The organism is Isoptericola sp. NPDC058082 (assembly GCF_042885055.1).
Classification (GTDB): Bacteria; Actinomycetota; Actinomycetes; order Actinomycetales; family Cellulomonadaceae; genus Isoptericola.
Genome location: NZ_JBHVSQ010000001.1, coordinates 442,081 through 462,178, shown reverse-complemented (window position 1 = coordinate 462,178; position 20,098 = coordinate 442,081). Strand labels below are relative to the sequence as shown.

Sequence of the window (20,098 nt, the reverse complement as noted above, 5' to 3'; positions counted from 1 at the left end):
ACGGGAGGGACGGTCAGCGGGCCCGCGCGTCGATCTCGTCGCGGCGCGCGAGCACCAGCCGGTCGACGACGTCGTCCGGCAGAGGGGCGTCGGGCTGGAAGGAGACGGACCCCTTGGTGGTGCGGAACCCGCCCAGGTCGCCCGCGAGCGTCGCGACGACGTCGGGGCTGAAGGGGTAGAGGCCCACGTGCGTGCGTGTGACCACGGCGCTCACCAGCGGGCTGCCGCGGTACCGCAGCGCGGGCATGCCGTAGCTGCGGCCCTCCTCGACGTCCGGCACGAGGGCCCGTGCCCGCTCGTAGACGCGCGCGACGGCGTCGCGCTCCATTCCGGTCAGGGTGGCCAGGTAGTCCTCGACGTCTCCCACGGGTCCATCGTGGGGTGCGGCGTCACGTCTCGCCACGCCACGTCGTCGGCAGTGCGGGGCGGAACGCCCGCCCCGCGGAAGGATGGGCAGCATGCCACGCACGGACACCCCCGCCCGACGACGCACCGGGCGTGCGACCGAGCCCCGCACCGACCTGGAGGACCTGCGCCGGGTGGCGTTCGGCGCCGCGTACCGGATGCTGGGCAGCGTCACGGAGGCGGAGGACGTCGCCCAGGAGGCCATGCTGCGCGTGGCACCGGTCGGGGCGGTGGACCCCGTGGTGATGAACCCCGCCGCGTACACGACGACCGTCGCGACCCGGATCGCGCTGGACGTGCTGCGCTCGGCGCGGGTGCGGCGCGAGTCGTACGTCGGCGAGTGGGTGCCCGAGCCGCTGGTCGGGGACGTGGTGGCGGCCGGGTCGGCGGGGCGCGAGGCCGCCGCGCACGCGGAGCTGGCGGACGACCTGTCGACGGCCTTCCTCGTGCTCCTGGAGACGCTCACGCCGGCGGAGCGGGCCGCGTTCCTCCTGCACGACGTGTTCGGCTATCCCCACCGCGAGTCGGCCCAGGTGATCGGGACGACGGAGCTGGCCGCGCGGCAGCTCGCGTCACGGGCGCGGCGCAGGGTCGCGGCCCGGCGGGAGGCGGAGTCCGGGGCGAGCGCCGGGGCGGCCAGGACCGACCCGCACGCCGCGGAGCTGGTGCGGCGGTTCATCGCGGCCACGGAGGAGGGCGACGTCGACGCGCTGGTCGAGCTGCTCGCCGACGACGTGGCGCTCACCGGGGACGGCGGTGGCAACGTGCCGGCGGGGCTGGCGGTGTCCCGCCCGGTGTCGGGGAACGTGGCGGTGGCCCGGCTCCTGTCGGGGTTCGCGCGACGGGGCGCGCCCGCGCGCATCGAGGCGACCGTCGTCAACGGCGCTCCGGGCATGATCGCGTACGCCGACGAGTCCGTCGGCGGCGGCGTCATCGGCACGTACGCGGTGCAGGTCGTGGGCGGGCGCATCACCCGGATCGACGGCGTCATCAACCCGGACAAGCTGCGCCACCTGGCGCCGCTGGCCGACCTGGAGGCGGTGGCCGCCGAGATCAGGGCAGCGGGGCAGCGACGTCGGGCCGCGCAGGCTCCCGACGGCCCACCGTCACCTTGAGCATGAGCACGAGGCCCACCAGGATCACGGCGACGATGCCCAGGGTCCCCCAGATGGTGGCGCCCGTGAGCGCGATGAGCAGCGTCCACATCGAGGGAGCGAGGAACGAGACCGCGCGGCCCGTCGTCGCGTAGAGGCCGAAGATCTCCGACTCGCGCCCGGCGGGCGCGACCCGCGCCAGCAGGGAGCGGGACGCGGCCTGCGCCGGGCCGACGAAGCAGGTCAGCGCCAGCCCCGCCACCCAGAACACCACGGACCCGAACGGGTGCAGCGCGACGACGAGCAGCCCGCACACCACGAGCCCGGTGAGCGAGCCGATGATCACCGCGCGGGGCCCGAACCGGTCGTCGAGGCGCCCGGCGACGATCGTGCTGAGCCCGGCGAGCAGGTTGGCGGCGATGCCGAACGCGATCACCGCGTCGTCGCCGAACCGGAACGACACCGCGGCGATGACGGCGCCGAACGTGAACACCGCGGACAGACCGTCGCGGTAGACGGCGCTCGCGAGCAGGAACCAGAAGGTGGGCCGCTCGTGGCGGTACAGGGCGACGACGTCGCGCACCAGGACGACGTACCCGGCGAAGAAGCCGACGCGCGGGCGGTCCTCCGCGGGCGGCGCCTCGGGCACGTAGCGGAACAGCGGCCAGGCGAAGGCCACGGCCCACAGGGCGCAGCCCAGCGCGATGACCCGGTAGGCCAGGCCGTCGTCGGTGGGCATGCCCCACCAGTCGAACGTCTGCGCCACCACGACGAGGACGAGCGCCACGATCCCGCCCAGGTACCCCAGCCCCCACCCCAGCCCGGACACCCGGCCCACGGTGGCGCGCGTCGAGACCTGCACGAGCATCGCGTTGTAGTTCACGCCGGCGATCTCGCTCGACACGCTGCCGAGGGACACCAGGGCCGCGCCGAGCACGAACCAGGCCGGGTCCGCGCGGACGGCGAAGAGCGCCGCCATCGCCAGGACCATGACCAGCGTCGCGCCGCCCACCCAGGCCTTGCGGCGTCCCTCGACGTCGGCGCGACGCCCCAGCACCGGCGCGAGGAGCGCCACGAGCAGGCCCCCGATCGTGATCCAGAGCCCCAGCCCGCTCGTGAGCCCGGCCAGGGCGCGCTCGTGCACCGGGTCCGTCGCGGGCAGCGCGGCCACCTCGGGCGTCAGGAACGCGTCGCTCGTGAGGTACAGGGCCGTGAAGACGAACGTCACGATCACGGTGTTGAACGGCTGGGTGGCCCAGTCCCACATCGCCCAGGAGACGACCTGGCGGCGCGGCACCGGCGCCTCCGCGACGCCCGGCCTCGCCGCGCCGTCGTGCCGCGGGCCGTGAGGTGAGGCGTGCGGCGACCCGGGCGAGGCGGTGGGCGCGGCGTCGGGTACGGGTTCCGGCACCGCCGGTCGGTCGCTCATGAGGCGCAGTCTGCCCGACGCGGGCGCCCGGCGGGAGGGGCGCGTCGCACCGCGGTCGACGGCGCGCCGCGACCGACGCCCGCGGATACGATCGCGCCGTGCACGCCCCCGCCCCGCGCCCGCCCCGGCGCCCCGGTCCCGCCCGGCGGTGGCGGCCCGACCGGCTCCTCGGCCCCGGCTTCGAGGAGCGGCCGCTCGGCCCCGCGACCCTGGTGCGGGCCGTCGACCGGCCGGCGCGGCCGCGCGCCGTCGTGCTGCACGTGCACGGGTACAACGACTACTTCTTCCAGGCGCACCTCGCCCGGGCGTTCGTCGACGCCGGCCTGGCGTTCCACGCCGTCGACCTGCGCCGCGCGGGGCGCTCCCTGCTCGACGCCGGCCCGGGGGCCGACGACCCGCTGCCCCCGCACTACGTCGCGAGCCTGCGCGAGGCGGGCGCCGACCTGTCCGCCGCGGCGCACGCCGTCCGGGAGCTCGAGCCGGGCCTGCCGCTCGTGGTGCACGCGCACTCGACGGGCGGCCTGGGCGCGGCGCTGTGGGCGCACGCCGTCCGTCACGACCCGGCGCACGGGCCCGACCTCCTGGTGCTGAACTCGCCGTTCTTCTCCCTCAGCGGCTCCCGGCTCGCGGACGCGGGCCGCTCCGCGGTGCTCGAGGTCCTGGGCCGACGTCGCCCGCTCGCCGTCGTCAGCGCGCACCCCTCCGAGTACGCCACGGCCCAGCACGCCTCCCACGGCGGCCGGTGGGACTTCGACACGACGCTCAAGCGCCCCGAGGGGCTCCCGGCGCGCGCCGGCTGGCTCCGCACGGTCACGCGCGCGCAGGCCCGCCTGGCCCGCGGTCTCGCCGTCCCCGGGCCGGTCCTGGTCGCTCGCAGCGACACCTCCGGCCCCGACCGGCCCGACAACCCGCTTCTCGACGCGCAGGACACCGTGCTCGACGTCGGCCGGATCGCGGCCCTGACCCCCCGGGTCGGGCCCGACACGATCCCGCTCGTCGTGCCCGGCGGCGTGCACGACCTCGCCCTGTCCGCCGACACGCCGCGGCACGCCTATCTCGACGGCGTCCTGGCATGGCTCGCCGCCCGCCTGCCGCAGGCCCGCCCGCCCGTCCCCGGGACCCTGACCGCCGTCGCCGACGACCTCCGCGACACCGACGACACCCGCGACACCCGCGACACCCGCGACACCGTGCGCGAGGAAGAGGCGCAGCCGTGAGACCTGTCCCCGCGCACCCGTACCTCGACCCCCGCGGCGCCGACGGCGCGCCGCTGGCCGTCGTCGCGCTGGCCCACCGCGGCTTCTCGCACGGCCGGGAGAACCTGGAGAACTCCCTGGCGGCGTTCGCCGCCGCGGTCGACCTGGGCTTCCGCTACGTCGAGACGGACGCGCACGGCACCGCCGACGGCGTCGCCGTCGCCCTGCACGACGCCTCCCTCGACCGCACCACCGACGCGACCGGGCGCGTGGCCGACCTGCCGTGGTCGATCGTGCGGCACGCACGCATCGGCGGCAGCGAGCCGGTCCCACGTCTCGACGACGTGCTCGGCACCTGGCCCGACCTGCGGGTCAACATCGACGTCAAGGAGGACTCCGGGGTGGCGCCGACCGCCGAGGCGATCGAGCGCACCGGCGCGCACGACCGGGTCTGCGTCACGTCGTTCGACGTCGGGCGCCGCCGCGCGACCCTCGCCCGCCTGTCCCGCCCGGTCGCGACGTCGGCCGGGCGCCGCGAGGTGGCGCGCTTCCTCGCCGGGGCCCGCCTCCGGGTCGACGCGATCACCCGCCGCGCGCTGCGCGACGTGGACGCCCTGCAGGTCCCCGTCTCCGAGGGCCGCGTGCCGGTGGTCGACGCGAGGACGGTCGCCGCCGCCCACCGCGCCGGGCGGCAGGTGCACGTGTGGACGATCAACACCCCTGGGGAGATGGGTCGTCTCCTCGACCTGGGCGTCGACGGGATCGTCACCGACCGCGCCGACCTGCTGCGCGACGTGCTCGTCGCGCGCGGCCTGTGGGCCTGAGCGTCCCGACCGTCAGGCCCGGCCGTGTCCGGCGCCCCCGCCGGCCGGGGCGAGCTCGACGCCCCATGCCTCGCGCACCACGGCCTGCCCGCTCCGGGTGAGCCGCAGCCCCCGCCCGGTCGTCCGCGCCACCCACCCCGCGTCGAGGAAGCGGGCGCCGACGGCGGCGCCGAGCGCGCCGGCCAGGTGCACGCGCCGCTCGGTCCAGTCGACGCAGGCCCGCACCGTGGGACGGCGGGCGCGGACGGCCGCGTCGACCTCCACGCCGAGGTCGCGCAGCCCGTGGGTCCCGGCGTCGGTGAGCGCGAGCGACTCCCCGACCAGCCACCCGGACGCCACCCACGCGCCGGTCAGCCCTACACCGAGCCGCCCCGCGAGATGGTCGTAGCAGAACCGCGCCTCCGCCAGGCGGTCGGCCTCGCGGCTGCGGCGGTACCCCGTCACGGGCGCCGGTCCCGTCAGGCCGCCGAGCGCCTCCAGCGCATCCGCCACCTCCGGGCCCGCGAGCTCGTAGTACCGGTGACGCCCCTGCGCGCGTGAGGTCACCAGGCCGGCCTCGAGGAGCACCGCGAGGTGCTCCGACGCGGTGGACGCCCGCACGCCGGCCGCGCGGGCCAGCTCCCCCGCCGGGCGGGCCGTGCCGTCCATGAGCAGCCCCAGGAACACCGACCGGGCCGGCGCGGCGAGCGCACGCCCGACGGCGGTGAAGTCCCGGTCCCGCCCGTCACCAGCCATGGCCCCGACGATACGGTGGCGACGCTTCGGCGGACGCCGAGACGTCTCGCGTCTACGGTCGGCGCATGACCGCCGCTGCTGCCCCCGCCCCGCAGGACCTCGAGGTCCGTCTGCCCGGCACGCCCGGCGCACTGGCCGACCTGGGCGAGACGCTCGGGCTCGCCGGTGTCAGTCTGGAGGGCGGCGGCGTGACCAGCCTCGACGGCGGCCGCGTCGCCCACTTCCTCGTCGACGACGGACCCCGCGCGGTCGCCGCGCTGGCGGCGGCGGGTCTCGGACCCGCGGTCGCCCGCGACGTCGTCACGACCCGCCTCGCCCAGGACGTCCCCGGGCAGATGGGCGCGTTCGCGCGCCACCTCGCGGAGGCAGGCATCGTCGTGGAGCACCTGTACAGCGACCACGACGGCAACCTCGTGCTGCTCGTCGCGGACGACGACATCCCGGCGTGCCAGGACGTCGTGCGCGGGTGGGACGCCGAGCGCGAGTCCGCGCGCCCGGCCGGCGGGGGCGCGGGCTAGAGCCCGAGCTGGACCGTCACGCCGGGCCGGCCGGCCGGCGGCTCCTTCGAGATCTCCGCGTACGCGGCGGCGAGCAGCGTCGGGTCCGGCCCCTCGAGGCGCGTCGGCTTCGCGACGTCGTCCAGCACGACGAAGCGCAGCAGGTTGCCGCGCGTCTTCTTGTCGCGCTGCATGGCCGCGAGGAGCTTGTCCCAGCGGTCGCCGCGGTAGGTGGTGGGCAGGCCGAGGGAGTCCAGGATCGCGCGGTGCCGGTCCACGACGGCGTCGTCGAGCTTGCCCCCGAGGCGGGCGAGCTCGGCCGCGAAGACCATCCCCATCGCGACGGCGGCGCCGTGCCGCAGCTGGTAGCGCTCGGTGAGCTCGATCGCGTGCCCCAGGGTGTGCCCGTAGTTGAGGATCTCCCGCAGGCCCTGCTCCGTGAGGTCCTCCCCCACGACGCGGGCCTTGACCCGCACCGACCGCTCGATGAGCTCCGTCAGCACGGCCCAGGTCTCCGGCGAGGCGTCCGAGCCCTTCCACTCCCGCAGCTCGTCGGCGTGCTCCTCCACGAGCTCGAGGATGCGCGGGTCGGCGATGAAGCCGGTCTTGACGACCTCCGCCATGCCGGCGACGAGGTCCCAGCGGTCGAGGGTCTCCAGGGCCGCCAGGTCGCACAGCACCCCCGCGGGCGGGTGGAAGGCGCCCACGAGGTTCTTGCCCTCGGCCGTGTTGATGCCCGTCTTGCCGCCCACCGCGGCGTCGACCATCGCGAGCAGCGTGGTCGGCACGTGCACGACCTTGATGCCCCGCAGCCAGGTGGCCGCGACGAAGCCGGCCAGGTCGGTCGTCGCCCCGCCGCCGACGGAGACGATCGCGTCCGACCGCGTGAAGTCGGCCTGGCCCAGCACCTGCCAGCAGAACGCGGCGACCTGGGCGGTCTTCTGCTCCTCGGCGTCGGGCAGCTCGACGGCGAACGCCTCGTAGCCCTGGCCCACGAGGTCCTCGCGGACCGCCTCCCCGGTGGCCTGGAGCGACGCCGGGTGCATGACCAGCACCCGCCGCACGCCCTCCCCGAGCAGGCCCGGCAGCTCGCCGAGCAGGTGCCGCCCGACGACGACGTCGTAGGACGGTGCTTCGTTCGTGCTGCCCTGCACGGTCACGCGGACCGTCATGACTGGACCTCCTGTGCCGATGTGCCCGCGGCCGCGTCGTGCTGCGCCGCGCCTTCCTGAGCCGTGCCTTCCTGAGGCGTGCCCTCCTGAGGCGTGCCCTCCTGGGCCGGTGCGCCCCTGACGCCGGCGTGCACCTGTGCGGCGACCTCCTGCGGGGGCCGCTCGTCGGAGACGACGTGCACCGTGGCGAGCCGCTCGTAGGTGGGCCGGCGCGCCTGCATCAGCTCGACCCATCGCGCTCTCGGGTTGCCCACGAGCAGCGGGCGGGACTGGTTGAATCCGACGCGGGGCGCGGCGTGCGCGAGGGAGACGTCGAGGAAGACGACGGTGCCGCCGCCCGCGACGTAGCCCTCGAGCGCCCGCTGGGTGTGCTCGTCCATCACCGCGCCACCGCCGAGGGCGAGGACGCCGGGGTGGCAGGCCAGAGCCGTGGTGACGGCCTCCCGCTCGAGCTCGCGGAAGTGCGGCTCGCCGTCCTCCACGAAGATCTCGGCGACGGGCTTGCCCGCGGTCTCCTCGACGTCCGCGTCCGTGTCCCGGAACGCGACGCCGAGCCGCTGCGCGAGCAGGCGGCCGACGGTCGTCTTGCCGCTGCCGGGCGGACCGATGAGGACCGCGCGGGGCACGCCCGCGCTCATCGGAGCAGCTCGGGGATCGAGGCGAGGTACGCCTCCGCGTTGCGCCGCACCTCGGCCACCGAGTCGCCGCCGAACTTCTCCACGACGGCCTGCGCCAGCTCGAGCGCCACCATCGCCTCCGCGACGACGGCGGCGGGCGGCACCGCGCACACGTCCGAGCGCTGGTGGTGCGCCGTGACGGCCTCCCCCGTGGCGACGTCGACCGTCGCGAGGGCCCGCGGCACGGTGGAGATCGGCTTCATCGCGGCGCGCACACGCAGCACCTCGCCGTTCGACATGCCGCCCTCGATGCCGCCCGCGCGGTTGGAGCGGCGGTGGATGTGGCCGTCGTCCCCGCGCTCGATCTCGTCGTGCGCGGCCGAGCCCCGGCGGCGCGCGGTGCGGAAGCCGTCGCCGACCTCGACACCCTTGATCGCCTGGATGCCCATGAGCGCGCCCGCCAGGCGGGCGTCGAGGCGCCGGTCGCCCTGCACGTAGCTGCCGAGGCCGGTCGGCACGTCGTAGGCGAGCACCTCGACGACGCCGCCGAGGGTGTCGCCGTCCTTGCGGCACTCGTCGATCTCCGCGACCATCGCCGCGCTCGTCGTGGCATCGAAGCAGCGCACCGGGTCGGTGTCCAGGGCGGCGACGTCGTCGGGCGTGGGCAGCTCGGCGCCCTCGGGGACCTCCACCGGGCCGATCGCCACGACGTGCGAGACGAGCCGGACGCCGACCGCCTGCTCGAGGAACTTCGCCGCGACCAGGCCCAGCGCGACACGCGTCGCGGTCTCGCGGGCCGACGCGCGCTCGAGCACCGGCCGGGCGTCGTCGAAGCCGTACTTGCGCATCCCGACGAGGTCGGCGTGGCCCGGGCGGGGACGGGTGAGCGGCCGGTTGCGCGCGATCTCGCGCTCGTCACCGGTGCCGGCGTCGACGAGCAGCGCGTCGCGGTCGACGGGGTCCGGCGACATGACGTCGGTCCACTTGGGCCACTCGGTGTTGCCGATCTCGAAGGCCAGCGGGCCGCCCTGCGTGACGCCGTGGCGCAGGCCGCCGAGCACGCGCACCGCGTCCTGCTCGAACTTCATGCGGGCGCCGCGGCCGTACCCGAGCCGCCGGCGCGCGAGCGCCGCCTGGATGTCCGCGGTCACCACCTCGACGCCGGCGGGCAGTCCCTCCAGCACCCCCACGAGTGACGGACCGTGCGACTCCCCCGACGTCATCCAGCGCAGCATGCCTGCGATTCTTCCACGCTCGCGCCGCGGGTCCGTCCGGTGGTCAGCGGGCGGACGCCGGGGTCGCCAGGGCACGGCCGAGCGCAGCGTCCATGGCCGCGACCGGGGCCGTGCGCCCCGTCATCAGGCGCACCTGCTCCACCGCCTGGTGCAGCAGCATCCGCTCGCCGCCGACGACGATGCCGCCCGCGTCCGACCAGGCGGTCGCCAGCGCGGTGGGGCGCGGGTCGTAGACGACGTCGAGCAGCACGCCCGACGGCGCGGCGCCGTGGGCGGCGATCGCGGCCGCGACCGGGTCGGCGGCGTAGGCCGGCATCGTGGAGACCACGACGTCGGCGTCCCGCAGCGCGCCCAGCGAGGCCGACGGGTCGAGGACCTCGAAGCGCGGGCTGACGCCCATCCGCGCGGCCGCCTCCTGAAGCCCCGACGTGCGGCCGAGGGAACGGACCAGCACGCGCGGCGTCGTGCAGCCGAGCTCGCCCAGCGCCGCGAGCGTGGACGCGGCGGTGGCGCCGCCGCCGAGGACGACGGCGCTCTCCGCGCTTGCGCCGGCACCACGCCCCTGGGCCGCGAACCCCTCGCGGAGCGCGGTGACGAGGCCGTACACGTCCGTGTTGGTGCCCGTGAGCGTCACGCCGCACTGCGCGGGACCGACGAGCACCGTGTTGACGGCGCCCACGGCCACGGCGAGCGGGTCGACGTGGTCCACGAGGTCCATGACCGCGTGCTTGAGGGGCATGGTCACGCTCAGGCCGGCCCAGCCGAGATCGAGGCTCCGCACGAGCGCCGGCAGGTCCTCGACCGTGGTGTCGATCGCGGTGTACTCCCAGCCCTCGAGTCCGAGCGCGTCGTACGCGGCGGTGTGCAGGATGGGCGAGAGGGAGTGCGCGACGGGGTGGCCCAGCACCGCCGCTCGACGAAGAACGGCCACGTCAGTATCCGTTCTCGTCTTCCCAGGCGCGCAGCTCGTCGACGTACTTCTGGTGCTGCTCGTAAGTCTCGGAGAACTTCGTCTCGCCCGTGTCGAGGTTGACGGCCACCCAGAAGATCCAGTCGCCGTCGGCGGGGTTCGCGACGGCCTCGATCGAGGAGGCACCGGGGTTGCTGATCGGCGTCGGGGGGAGCCCCAGATGCTTGTACAGGTTGTACTTGTTGCTCGTGTCGGCCTTGTCGTCGTTGGTCAGCTGGGTGCCGGGCTTGCCTGCGCCGTAGGCGACCGCCGCGTCGATGTCGAGGGTCATTCCTCGATCCAGTCGGTTCTCGATCGCCCGCGCCATCTTGGGTCGGTCCTCGGCGTCTCGAGCCTCTCGCTCGATGAGCGAGGCCTTGTTGAGGGCCTCTTCCCAGTCGCCCTTGTCGATCCCCGCCGACTCGAGCTCGTGCTTGGTCTGGTTCACCATCGCCGTGAGCAGCGTCGTGGCGTCGTCGCCCGGCTGGACGGTGTAGGTCTTCGGGAACAGCCAGCCCTCGGCGTTGCCGTCGGCCTGCTTCGGCAGTCCGAAGGACTCCGGGTCCTTCAGCGCCTTCTCGAGCTGCTTCGGCGTGATGTCCGTGACCGAGCCGACCTTGTCGACGATCTGCGCGACCGTGTACCCCTCGGGGATGGTCACGTTCGTCTGCAGCTTCTCGTTCTTCACCAGCGCGGCGACGGCGTCCGACGCCTTCATCTCGGCCTGCAGCTGGTAGGTGCCGGGCTGGATGCCGGCGGCGGCCGGGTTCTGGCCGAACGCGTCCGTGAACGCTCCGACGCTGGCCACGACCCCGGCCTCCTGCAGCACCGTGCCCATCTGGCCGCCGGTGGCGCCCTCGGGGATGACGACGTCGACGGGGTCTCCGCCCGGTCCCGGGTAGTCGTCGTTCTGCGACCCGATGAACGGCAGGTCGCCGACGAGCGAGTCCATGCGGTCCCAGAGCAGGTAGGCCCCCGCGCCCACGAACCCGAGGACCACCACCAGCACCACGGCCGTGCGCTGCCTGCGGCGGCGCTTGCGCTTGGCGGCGGCCCTCCGTCCGGCGGCCGAGCGGCGCCGCGTGGGTGCCGCGGGCGCCTCCTGGAGGGCGGGATGCTCGAAGAGGTCCGTCACGCCGGGTTCTTCCTTCTGACAGGGCCTGGGGTGGGCACGATGGGTCGGCTGCTGCTGTCCGGGCTGGTCAGGCGCCCGGTCGCTGCTGCTCGACGAGCTCACCGGCGCGCTCCCCCGCCGACCGCTCCACGTCGAGTGCAGATTGCAGAATGATAACGGCTGCGGCCTGGTCGACGACAGACCGGTGTGTCTTGGTGCGTCGCCCCGCCGACCGCAGCTGCGCGTGCGCCGTCACGGTCGTCATCCGCTCGTCCACGAGACGCACCTCGACGGGGGCGACGGCGGCCGCCAGGCGGGAGGCGAAGTCGCGCGCGTCCGCGGTGGCCGCGCCCTCCGCCCCGGACAGGTGGCGCGGCAGACCGACGTACACGACCGCGGCGAACCGCTCCTCGACCTCCGTCGCGATCCGGGCGACGTCGGGCGTCACCGTGGGCGCGCCGTCGGCGCCCGCGGGCACCTCCAGCACGCGTGGCACGGTCTCGACCGGCGTCGCGACGAGGCCGTCGGGATCGCTGCCCGCGAGCCCGATGCGCGCCTTGCCGACGTCCACCCCGAGGCGCGCGCCCCGCGGCAGCCCGCGGGGCGCGTCCTGCTCCGGCGACGGTCCCGTCACGCGCCCGCCTGCGCGGCGCGCACGCCCTCGGCGACGCCGGCCAACGCGGCCGGCAGCGCCGACGCGTCGGTGCCGCCGCCCTGGGCCAGGTCCGGCTTGCCGCCGCCCCCGCCGCCGAGGGTCTTCGCCGCGGCCTTGACGAAGTCGCCGGCCCGCAGGCCCGCGTCGCGGGCGCCCGCGTTCGTGGCCACGACCACCAGGGGCCGCCCGCCCGCGACGCCGCCGACGGCGACGAGCACCGGCTCGGCGTCGCCCAGGCGGCCGCGGACGTCCAGCGCCAGCGCACGCAGGTCGTCGGCCGAGGCCACCTCGCCGGCGTCGTGCGCGACGACCCGCACCTCACCCACGCGCTCCGCCTGTGCGGCGAGGGTGCCCGCCGCGGCGAGGATGCGGTCCTGGCGCAGGCCCGCGAGCTCCTTCTCGGTGTCCTTGAGGCGCGTGAGCAGCGAGCCCACGCGGTCGGCGAGCTCGTCCGGGCGGGCGCCCAGCAGGCCCGTGAGCTGACCCACGAGGGCATGCTCCTTGGCCTGGAAGCCGTACGCGCCGTCGCCCACGAGGGCGTCCACGCGACGCACGCCGGAACCGATCGAGGCCTCGCCGAGCAGCGCGACGCGACCCACCTCGCCGGTGGCCTTGACGTGCGTGCCGCCGCACAGCTCGCGCGACCAGTCACCGCCGATGGACACGACGCGCACGGTGTCGCCGTACTTCTCGCCGAAGAGCGCCATGGCGCCCAGCTCGCGGGCGCGGGCGATCGGCATGGTCGCGTCGGTCACCTCGAGGTTCTCGGTGAGCCGCGCGTTGACGCGCTCCTCGATCTCGCCGAGGGCGTCCGCGGCGACCGGGGTCGGGGACCGGAAGTCGAAGCGCACGCGGCTCGGCGCGTTCTCCGACCCGGCCTGGGTACGGTCCGGCCCGACCATCTCGTGCAGCGCCTTGTGGATCATGTGCGTCGCCGAGTGGGCGCGGCTGATCGCGACACGACGCGCGACGTCGATCGTCGCGGTGCCGGGGTCGCCCAGCGCCACCGTGCCCTCGACCAGGCGGCCGCGGTGCACAGACAGGCCCTTGACCGGGCGCTGCACGTCGTCGACCTCGATGGTCGCCCCGCCGTCGAGCACGATCGTGCCCTGGTCGGCGAGCTGGCCGCCGGCCTCCGCGTAGAACGGCGTGCGGTCGAGCACGACCTCGACGTCGGCGGGCGCGGTCGCCGCGGGGGCGGGCACGCCGTCGACCAGCAGACCGGCCACCGTCACCGCGGACTCCGTGTCCGTGTACCCGAGGAACTCGACCGGCGCGGAGAGCTCCTTGTTCAGGTGCTCGTACGAGCGCAGGTCGGCGTGGCCCGTCTTCTTCGCGAGCGCGTCGGCGCGGGCACGCTGCTTCTGCTCCGCCATGAGGTCGCGGAACGCCTTCTCGTCCACCTGGACGCCCTGCTCGGCCGCCATCTCGAGCGTGAGGTCGATCGGGAAGCCGTAGGTGTCGTGCAGCTGGAACGCCTCCGCGCCGCCGAGCACCGGGGTGCCGCCGTCGGCACCGTCCGAGGCGCGCGACTTGGCGCGGCCCACGGCGGTGTCCAGGATCGTGGTGCCCTGCGCGAGCGTGCGGCGGAACGCGTCCTCCTCGGCGTACGCGACGTCGCTGATGCGGCCGAAGTCGGCCTCCAGCTCCGGGTACGACGCCTTCATCGCGTCCTTCGACACGGGCAGCAGCGACGGCAGCGCGACCTCGTCGACGCCGAGCAGGCGCACCGCGCGCACGGCGCGGCGCACGAGGCGCCGCAGCACGTAGCCGCGGCCCTCGTTCGACGGGCGCACGCCGTCCCCGATCACCATGAGCGACGAGCGGACGTGGTCCGCGATCACGCGCATCCGCACGTCGTCCTCGGGGTCGGCGCCGTAGCGCTTGCCGGTCAGCTCCTCCACGCGCGCGATGACGGGGAACACCTCGTCGATCTCGTAGAGGTTCTCCTTGCCCTGCAGCAGGTACGCGATGCGCTCCAGGCCCGCCCCCGTGTCGATGCTCTTGTGCTCGAGCTCGCCCAGCAGCGGGTAGTTCTTGCCCTGGCCCTCGCCGCGCACGAACTGGTCGAAGACGAGGTTCCAGATCTCCAGGTAGCGGTCGCCGCCCGGGTCGACCGTGCCGCCGACGGCGTCGGGGCCGTACGCGGGTCCGCGGTCGTAGTGCCACTCGGCGCAGGGGCCCGCCGGGCCGGGCTGGCCCGTGTCCCAGAAGTTCTCCTCGCGGGGCAGGCGCACCACGTGCTTCGGGTCGAGCCCGACGCCCTTCGTGAGCGCGTCGAAGGCCTCGGCGTCCTCCTCCCAGATCGTCACCCAGAGGCGGTCGCCGTCGAGGCCGTAGCCGCCCTGGCCCTGGTCGGTCGTGAGGAGCTCCCACGCGAAGTCGATCGCCTCGCGCTTGAAGTAGTCCCCGAACGAGAAGTTGCCGTTCATCTGGAAGAACGTGCCGTGCCGCGTGGTGCGGCCCACGTTCTCGATGTCGTTGGTGCGGATGCACTTCTGCACGCTCGCGACCCGCGGCCACGGCGCGGGCTCCGTACCGAGGATGTACGGGATGAAGGGCACCATGCCGGCGATCGTGAACAGGATCGACGGGTCGGGCGAGACCAGGGGGGCGCTCGGGACGATCGCGTGGTCCTTCGACTCGAAGTAGTCGAGCCAACGCTTGCGGATCTCGGCGGTGCGCATGGTGTCCTTCAATGAGGTCGAGGCTGAGGTCGAGGCCGATGTCGGGGCTGACGTCGAGCCGGTTGTCGAGCTGGTACCGCTGGGTGCGGGGTCGGGTGCGGGTGGCCGCCCGCTCCGGCGGCGGCCGTCCCCCATTCTCGCGCCCACCGGGAGATGGTCGGAACGGGAATTCTCAGAACGAGTAGCCGAGGTCCGCCTCGTCGGCGGCGATCTCCGCCTCGGCGTCGGGATACCGGCCGGGCTGTCCGTCGCGCGTCGCGGCCGCGTGCCGGGCGCGCCCGGGGCCCCCGCGCAGGTCGGCGGGACGCAGCCCGCTCGCGCGGACGTCGTCCGGGTCCGGCTGCCCCTCGGCCAGCAGCGCCGCGGTGAGCTCGGCCTCACGGGCGCTGCGCGCCTGAGAGAACTCGCGCCGGAACGTCGCGACGAACGTCTCCGCCCGCCGTCCGGCGTCCTGCGCCGCACGCTCCGCGCGGTCGACCACCGCCTCGGGCGCGTACTGCGCCACGATCTTGCGGCCCCGCTGAACGACGACGACCGTCACCACGACGCCCACGCCGACCCAGAACAGGCGGCGCATCAGCGGCCGGCCTTCGCGTCGTCGCCGCGGCTCGAGCGCGAGGCCCGCGCGAACGCCTGGCGCACGCCGTAGGAGAACGCCGCGACCTTGACCAGGGGGCGGCCGAGCGTCGAGGCGTACAGGCCGGCCAGCGCCGACACGTTCTCGCTGACCTGGGCCGCCGACGTCGTGATCGTGTCCACCTTGACCAGCTGGTCGTTGGTGGAGGCCACCGTGGTGGCCGCCTCGTCGAGGATCGGCACCGAGTGCTCCGTCACCTCGCGGATGGAGCGCGTCGCCTCGTCGAGCACGCGGCCCAGCTTCACGAGCGGGATCGCGAGCAGGCCCACGAGCAGCACGAACGCGACGGCCGCGATGAGCCCGGCCACGTCACCCATCGACATCAGATCTCTCCTCGCACAGGTGTCAGACGGTCGGTCGTCACCCTATCCCGGGTGGCTCCCTGCAGACGGCGGACCCAGACGGCGGACGCCCCGCCCCCCGCGACGGCGGGTGACGGGGCGTCCTGGGTGCGGAGTCCTCCGCGGTGACGCTCGAGATCAGCGCGCGTAGAACTCGACCACGAGCTGCACCTCGCAGGTCACGGGGACCTCAGCGCGCTTCGGCTTGCGGGTCAGCGTGGCCGACAGCTTCTCGAGGTTGACCTCGAGGTAGCCCGGGACGGCCGGCAGGACGTCGCGGTGCGCACCGGCGGCGGCGACCTGGAACGGCGTGGTGGTCTGCGACTTGGGCTTGACCTGGATGGTCTGGCCCGGCTTCACGCGGAACGACGGACGGTCGACGATCTTGCCGTCCACCAGGATGTGACGGTGCGTCACGGCCTGGCGGGCCTGCAGGATGGTGCGGCCGAAGCCGGCGCGCAGCACGAGCGCGTCGAGACGCGTCTCGAGGTCCTCGACCATGACCTCACCGGTCAGGCCCGGGTGCTTGCGGGCGTTCTCGTAGACCTTGAGGAGCTGCTTCTCGCGAAGCATGTACTGGGCGCGCAGCCGCTGCTTCTCGCGGAGGCGGACCGCGTAGTCCGACTCGGTGCGGCGGCGGGCGCGGCCGTGCTCACCCGGGGGGTACGGGCGCTTCTCGAAGTGGCGGACGGCCTTGGGGGTCAGCGCGATGCCGAGCTTGCGGCTCAGGCGGACCTGGCGGCGCGACTTGGTGACAGCGGTCACTGTTGCTTCCTGTCCTGTGGTGATGGATGAGGTCACACCCGACGTCCGCCCCGCGAGGGGAGGTCCGGGTGCGGGACCAGCCGATGGAGCTCCTGCACGGGGCGGGTGCTCACGGGGCCGAGGTCCCAGGTGGTCGCCGGAAACGGCAACCGCAGCATCTTACCGCATCCCGCGGGGCGCCCCGGCCTGCCGAGGCTCTACCCGCCCTCCCCCGCAAGGCCTTGTCGCCGGCGCCGACCGGGCGCTTGACTGTGCACCGCCGGCACGGCGCCGGCACGTCGCCCGAAGGAGTCGCCAGGATGCCCTCCCCCGTCACGCTCTCGCCCCGCTCCGCCGAGGTGGTCCGCTCCACCCTCCCCGTGGTCGAGGACTCGATCGACGACATCACCACGATCTTCTACCGGACCCTCCTGGACGAGCACCCCGGCCTGCTCGGTTCGATGTTCTCCCCCGAGCGGATCGCCGACGGCTCGCAGCAGAGGGCGCTCGCGGCCGCGATCACGTCCTGCGCGGCGCTGCTCGTCGCCGACGAGGACGCCGACCCCCGCGACGTGCTCGCGCCCGTCGCCCGCCGGCACCGTGCGGTCGGCGTCGAGCCCGCGCAGTACGAGGTGGTGCACGAGCACCTGTTCGCGGCCATCATCGCCGTGCTGGGCGACGCGGTGACGCCCGAGGTGGCGGCCGCATGGGACGAGGTCTACCGGACGATGGCGAGCACCCTCGTCGAGCTCGAGGCGGCGTGACGACGGGTCACCGACCGGCGGGGCGCGTCAGGCGTCGTCGAGGATCTGCCGGGTCCGCGCCACCCGGTCGGTGACCTGCTTCTCGAAGCCCCGGTCGCTCGGGTCGTAGTAGCGCCGACCGGCGAGCTCGTCGGGGAGGTACTGCTGGGCCGCGATGGCGTGCGGCGCGTCGTGCGCGTACCGGTATCCCTTGCCGTGGCCGAGGCCCTCGGCGCCCGCGTAGTGCGCGTCGCGCAGGTGCGGCGGCACGACGCCCACCTTGCCCGCGCGGACGTCCGCCAGCGCGGCGTCGATCCCCTGGTACGCCCGGTTCGACTTCGGCGCGGTGGCCAGGTGCACGACCGCCTCCGCGAGGACGATCCGTCCCTCGGGCATCCCGATGAGCTGGACGGCCTGCGCGGCCGCGACGGCGGTCTGCAGGGCGGACGGGTCGGCCATGCCGACGTCCTCCGCCGCGGAGATCACCAGGCGTCGGGCGATGAACCGCGGGTCCTCGCCCGCGGCCACCATGCGCGCCAGGTAGTGCAGGGAGGCGTCCACGTCCGAGCCCCGGATCGACTTGATGAACGCGGAGACCACGTCGTAGTGCTGGTCGCCGTCACGGTCGTACCGCACGGCGGCGACGTCGACGGCCCGCTCGACCGTGTCGAGGTCCACGGCGACCGGGTCCCCGGGGTCACGCCCGGGGGTGGCGTCGGCCAGGGCCGCGCCGGCGGCCGCCTCCAGGATGGTCAGGGCCTTGCGCGCGTCCCCGCCCGCCATGCGCACGAGCTGGTCCTCCGCGTCGTCCGCCAGCTCGACGGCGCCGTCCAGACCGCGCTCGTCCGCGACGGCGCGGCGCACGAGGGCGCGGACGTCGTCGGTGGTGAGCGGCTTGAGCGTGAGCAGCAGGGATCGGCTCAGCAGCGGGGAGTTGACCGAGAACGACGGGTTCTCCGTGGTGGCCGCCACCAGCGTCACCCACCGGTTCTCGACGCTCGGCAGCAGCGCGTCCTGCTGCGTCTTGGAGAAGCGGTGCACCTCGTCGATGAAGAGCACGGTCTCCTCACCGCCCGTGGCGAGGCGCCGGCGGGCGTCCTCGACGACCTGGCGCACCTCCTTCACGCCGGCGGTGACCGCGGAGAGCTCGACGAAGCGCCGGCCGGAGACCGTCGCGACGAGGTACGCGAGGGTCGTCTTCCCCACGCCGGGAGGCCCCCACAGGATCACGGACCCCGGGGCGGCCCGGCGGGCCGACTCGTCGTCCGGCTCCACGAGCCGGCGCAGCGGCGAGCCCGGCACGAGCAGGTGCGCCTGGCCCGCGACCTCGTCGAGGGCGGCCGGGCGCATGCGCACGGCGAGAGGGGCGCTCGGGCCGGTGCGGCCGGTCGCCGGCGTGCCGCGGGTGCCGGTGAGCGCGGCGTCGAACAGGTCCATGCGCCTCAGCCTACGGAGCCCCACCCACGGACCGGGCGCGCGGGGCCACCCTGCGGCTGTGACGTGGCCCGCCCTAGGGTGGGCCGCATGGACGCCGACGTCGTGGTCGTCGGGGCGGGGCCCACGGGACTGCTCCTGGCCGGGGACCTGGCCCGCGCGGGCGCGCGGGTCGTGGTGGTCGAGAGGCGCCCGGCCGGACTCAGCAACCTCACCCGCGCGTTCGCCGTGCACGCCCGCAGCCTCGAGGTGCTCGACGCACGCGGGCTGGCCGACGAGCTCCTGGAGACCGGACGCCGGGTGCGCCGGATCCGCGTGTTCGGTCGCGTCGACGTCCGCCTCGACGCGCTGCCTGGCCGGTTCCCGTTCGTGCTCGTGACCCCGCAGTACGAGGTGGAGCGCCTGCTGCGCCGCCGGGCGGAGGACGCCGGCGCGGAGTTCCGGCACGGGCTGCGCGTCACCGACGTCACCCAGGACGACGACGGTGCCACGGTGGTGGCGGTCGAGGAGGGCGGCGGCGCGCCGGAGGCACCCGTGCGACTTCGCGCACCGTGGGTGGTCGGCACCGACGGCGTCCGGTCGACCGTGCGGCGGGCCACGGGCATCGCCTTTCCCGGCGCGACCGTGATCCGCGCCATGGTGCTCGCGGACGTCCGCCTGGCCCGTCCGCCCGAGGACGCGCTCACCGTCGCGTCGGCCAGCGGTGCGCTGGGCTTCCTCGCCCCGTTCGGGGACGACTGGTACCGGTTCATCGGCTGGGACGAGGCCCTCGACCACGGCGGAGACGGGCCCGTGGACCTCGACGAGGTGCGCACCCTCGCACGGGCGACGCTCGGCGACGACCACGGGATGGCCGAGCTGCGGTTCGGCACCCGCTTCGCGGCCGACGAGCGCCAGGCGACCCGCTACCGGGCCGGGCGCGTGCTGCTCGCGGGCGATGCCGCGCACGTGCACAGCCCGGCGGGCGGGCTCGGCATGAACACCGGCCTGCAGGACGCCGCGAACCTGTCCTGGCGCCTCGCCCCCGTCGTCCGCGGCGCCGACGACGACCTGGTGGACGGGTACGCGGCCGAGCGTCACCCCGTCGGGACCCAGGTGCTGCGCACCAGCGGCACGATGCTGCGGCTCGCCACGCGTCCGGGGCCCACGGCCGCCGTCCTGCGCGCCATCGGTGCCACCCTGCTGTCGCGGGTCGCGGCAGCCCGCCGACGCGCCGCCGCGTCGGTCTCCGCCCTCGGCGTGCGGTACCCCGCCCCGCCCGGCGCGCACCCGGCGGCCGGGAGCCGCGTGCCGGACCTGCCGCTGGTGCCCGGACCCGCGGGGCCGCGCCTCGCGGAGGCGCTGCGCGCGGGGCGGTTCGTCCTCGTCGGCCCCGAGGCGGGCCCACCGGAGGACGTGCCCAGGGCGCCCGGCGAGCTCGACGCCGGCGAGCGGGTCCACGTGCGACGCGCCGACGGTCGCGACGCGACCCTGCTGGTGCGGCCGGACGGCTACCTCGCCGACGCGCGGCGGCCGGGGTCACCGGCGTCGGGCACGGCGTGAGCAGCGCACGGCGCGGGCCGTCGGGCAGGTCGGGAGCGAACCGGCGGG

General features: G+C 75.2%; 20 protein-coding genes. 6 read left to right on the top strand and 14 right to left on the bottom strand.

Annotation, left to right across the window (positions count from 1 at the left end; translation table 11 throughout):
• Positions 1–13: 13 nt before the first annotated feature.
• Complete coding sequence (locus tag ACFVS0_RS02150) at positions 14–367, bottom strand: iron chaperone (RefSeq protein ID WP_430587030.1); 354 nt, start codon at positions 365–367, stop codon at positions 14–16.
• A gap of 91 nt (positions 368–458) precedes the next feature.
• Here ACFVS0_RS02150 and sigJ point away from each other — a divergent pair, with 91 nt between their 5' ends.
• Complete coding sequence (sigJ, locus tag ACFVS0_RS02145; RefSeq protein WP_430562221.1) at positions 459–1,520, top strand: RNA polymerase sigma factor SigJ; 1,062 nt, start codon at positions 459–461, stop codon at positions 1,518–1,520.
• On the opposite strand, the gene ACFVS0_RS02140 is transcribed toward sigJ, so the two are convergent.
• Positions 1,459–2,928, bottom strand: coding sequence for an MFS transporter (locus ACFVS0_RS02140; protein ID WP_430587029.1), 1,470 nt, complete (start codon positions 2,926–2,928; stop codon positions 1,459–1,461). The two genes, sigJ and ACFVS0_RS02140, sit on opposite strands and share 62 nt — an antisense overlap.
• A gap of 98 nt (positions 2,929–3,026) precedes the next feature.
• On the opposite strand from ACFVS0_RS02140, the gene ACFVS0_RS02135 reads away from it, so the two are divergent.
• Entirely contained in the window at positions 3,027–4,145 is a 1,119-nt protein-coding gene (locus ACFVS0_RS02135) for an alpha/beta hydrolase (protein WP_430587028.1), read from the top strand.
• Complete coding sequence (locus ACFVS0_RS02130; protein WP_430587027.1) at positions 4,142–4,948, top strand: glycerophosphodiester phosphodiesterase; 807 nt, start codon at positions 4,142–4,144, stop codon at positions 4,946–4,948. The genes ACFVS0_RS02135 and ACFVS0_RS02130 overlap by 4 nt, the downstream gene beginning before the upstream one ends.
• A 12-nt stretch (positions 4,949–4,960) precedes the next feature.
• Here the strand turns inward: ACFVS0_RS02130 and ACFVS0_RS02125 are convergent, their stop codons facing one another.
• Positions 4,961–5,683, bottom strand: a complete 723-nt coding sequence (locus tag ACFVS0_RS02125) for an ArsR/SmtB family transcription factor (RefSeq protein ID WP_430587026.1) — start codon at positions 5,681–5,683, stop codon at positions 4,961–4,963.
• 65 nt (positions 5,684–5,748) lie between these two features.
• Between ACFVS0_RS02125 and ACFVS0_RS02120 the strand changes: the two genes are divergently transcribed.
• The gene (locus ACFVS0_RS02120) at positions 5,749–6,201 is read left to right on the top strand and encodes a hypothetical protein (protein ID WP_430587025.1); all 453 of its coding nucleotides are present in this window, start codon (positions 5,749–5,751) and stop codon (positions 6,199–6,201) included.
• Here ACFVS0_RS02120 and aroB read toward each other — a convergent pair.
• The 10 genes from aroB to rpsD all read right to left on the bottom strand — a co-directional run bounded on the left by aroB (position 6,198) and on the right by rpsD (position 16,352).
• Positions 6,198–7,352 (bottom strand): 3-dehydroquinate synthase, encoded by a 1,155-nt coding sequence (aroB, locus tag ACFVS0_RS02115; protein WP_430551244.1) that lies wholly within the window; start codon positions 7,350–7,352, stop codon positions 6,198–6,200. The genes ACFVS0_RS02120 and aroB overlap by 4 nt on opposite strands.
• Entirely contained in the window at positions 7,349–7,990 is a 642-nt protein-coding gene (locus tag ACFVS0_RS02110) for a shikimate kinase (protein ID WP_430587024.1), read from the bottom strand. The genes aroB and ACFVS0_RS02110 overlap by 4 nt, the downstream gene beginning before the upstream one ends.
• Positions 7,987–9,204, bottom strand: coding sequence for a chorismate synthase (gene aroC, locus ACFVS0_RS02105; protein ID WP_430584863.1), 1,218 nt, complete (start codon positions 9,202–9,204; stop codon positions 7,987–7,989). Before aroC ends, ACFVS0_RS02110 begins: the two co-directional genes overlap by 4 nt.
• A 43-nt stretch (positions 9,205–9,247) precedes the next feature.
• A complete protein-coding gene (locus ACFVS0_RS02100) occupies positions 9,248–10,135 on the bottom strand; it encodes a shikimate dehydrogenase (RefSeq protein ID WP_430587023.1) in 888 nt (295 codons plus the stop codon).
• A gap of 1 nt (position 10,136) precedes the next feature.
• On the bottom strand, positions 10,137–11,288 hold the full coding sequence (gene mltG, locus ACFVS0_RS02095; RefSeq protein ID WP_430562229.1) for an endolytic transglycosylase MltG: 1,152 nt from the start codon (positions 11,286–11,288) through the stop codon (positions 10,137–10,139).
• Positions 11,289–11,355: 67 nt separating this feature from the next.
• Positions 11,356–11,901 (bottom strand): Holliday junction resolvase RuvX, encoded by a 546-nt coding sequence (gene ruvX, locus ACFVS0_RS02090; RefSeq protein ID WP_430551239.1) that lies wholly within the window; start codon positions 11,899–11,901, stop codon positions 11,356–11,358.
• A complete protein-coding gene (alaS, locus tag ACFVS0_RS02085; RefSeq protein WP_430587022.1) occupies positions 11,898–14,609 on the bottom strand; it encodes an alanine--tRNA ligase in 2,712 nt (903 codons plus the stop codon). The genes ruvX and alaS overlap by 4 nt, the downstream gene beginning before the upstream one ends.
• 172 nt (positions 14,610–14,781) lie before the next feature.
• Positions 14,782–15,186, bottom strand: a complete 405-nt coding sequence (locus tag ACFVS0_RS02080; protein ID WP_430587021.1) for a hypothetical protein — start codon at positions 15,184–15,186, stop codon at positions 14,782–14,784.
• Positions 15,186–15,569 carry a DUF948 domain-containing protein gene (locus tag ACFVS0_RS02075; RefSeq protein ID WP_430545449.1) on the bottom strand — a complete coding sequence of 128 codons (384 nt, stop codon included), beginning with the start codon at positions 15,567–15,569 and terminating at the stop codon, positions 15,186–15,188. Before ACFVS0_RS02075 ends, ACFVS0_RS02080 begins: the two co-directional genes overlap by 1 nt.
• Positions 15,570–15,725: 156 nt before the next feature.
• Positions 15,726–16,352 (bottom strand): 30S ribosomal protein S4, encoded by a 627-nt coding sequence (gene rpsD, locus ACFVS0_RS02070; protein WP_430587020.1) that lies wholly within the window; start codon positions 16,350–16,352, stop codon positions 15,726–15,728.
• Between the two features lie 299 nt (positions 16,353–16,651).
• Between rpsD and ACFVS0_RS02065 the strand changes: the two genes are divergently transcribed.
• Positions 16,652–17,095 carry a globin domain-containing protein gene (locus ACFVS0_RS02065; protein ID WP_430551235.1) on the top strand — a complete coding sequence of 148 codons (444 nt, stop codon included), beginning with the start codon at positions 16,652–16,654 and terminating at the stop codon, positions 17,093–17,095.
• A 27-nt stretch (positions 17,096–17,122) separates the two neighbouring features.
• Here ACFVS0_RS02065 and ACFVS0_RS02060 read toward each other — a convergent pair whose 3' ends face one another.
• Positions 17,123–18,511, bottom strand: a complete 1,389-nt coding sequence (locus ACFVS0_RS02060) for a replication-associated recombination protein A (RefSeq protein WP_430587019.1) — start codon at positions 18,509–18,511, stop codon at positions 17,123–17,125.
• 63 nt (positions 18,512–18,574) lie between these two features.
• Between ACFVS0_RS02060 and ACFVS0_RS02055 the strand changes: the two genes are divergently transcribed.
• Positions 18,575–20,050 (top strand): FAD-dependent oxidoreductase, encoded by a 1,476-nt coding sequence (locus ACFVS0_RS02055; RefSeq protein ID WP_430587018.1) that lies wholly within the window; start codon positions 18,575–18,577, stop codon positions 20,048–20,050.
• The last annotated feature ends 48 nt before the right edge of the window (positions 20,051–20,098 follow it).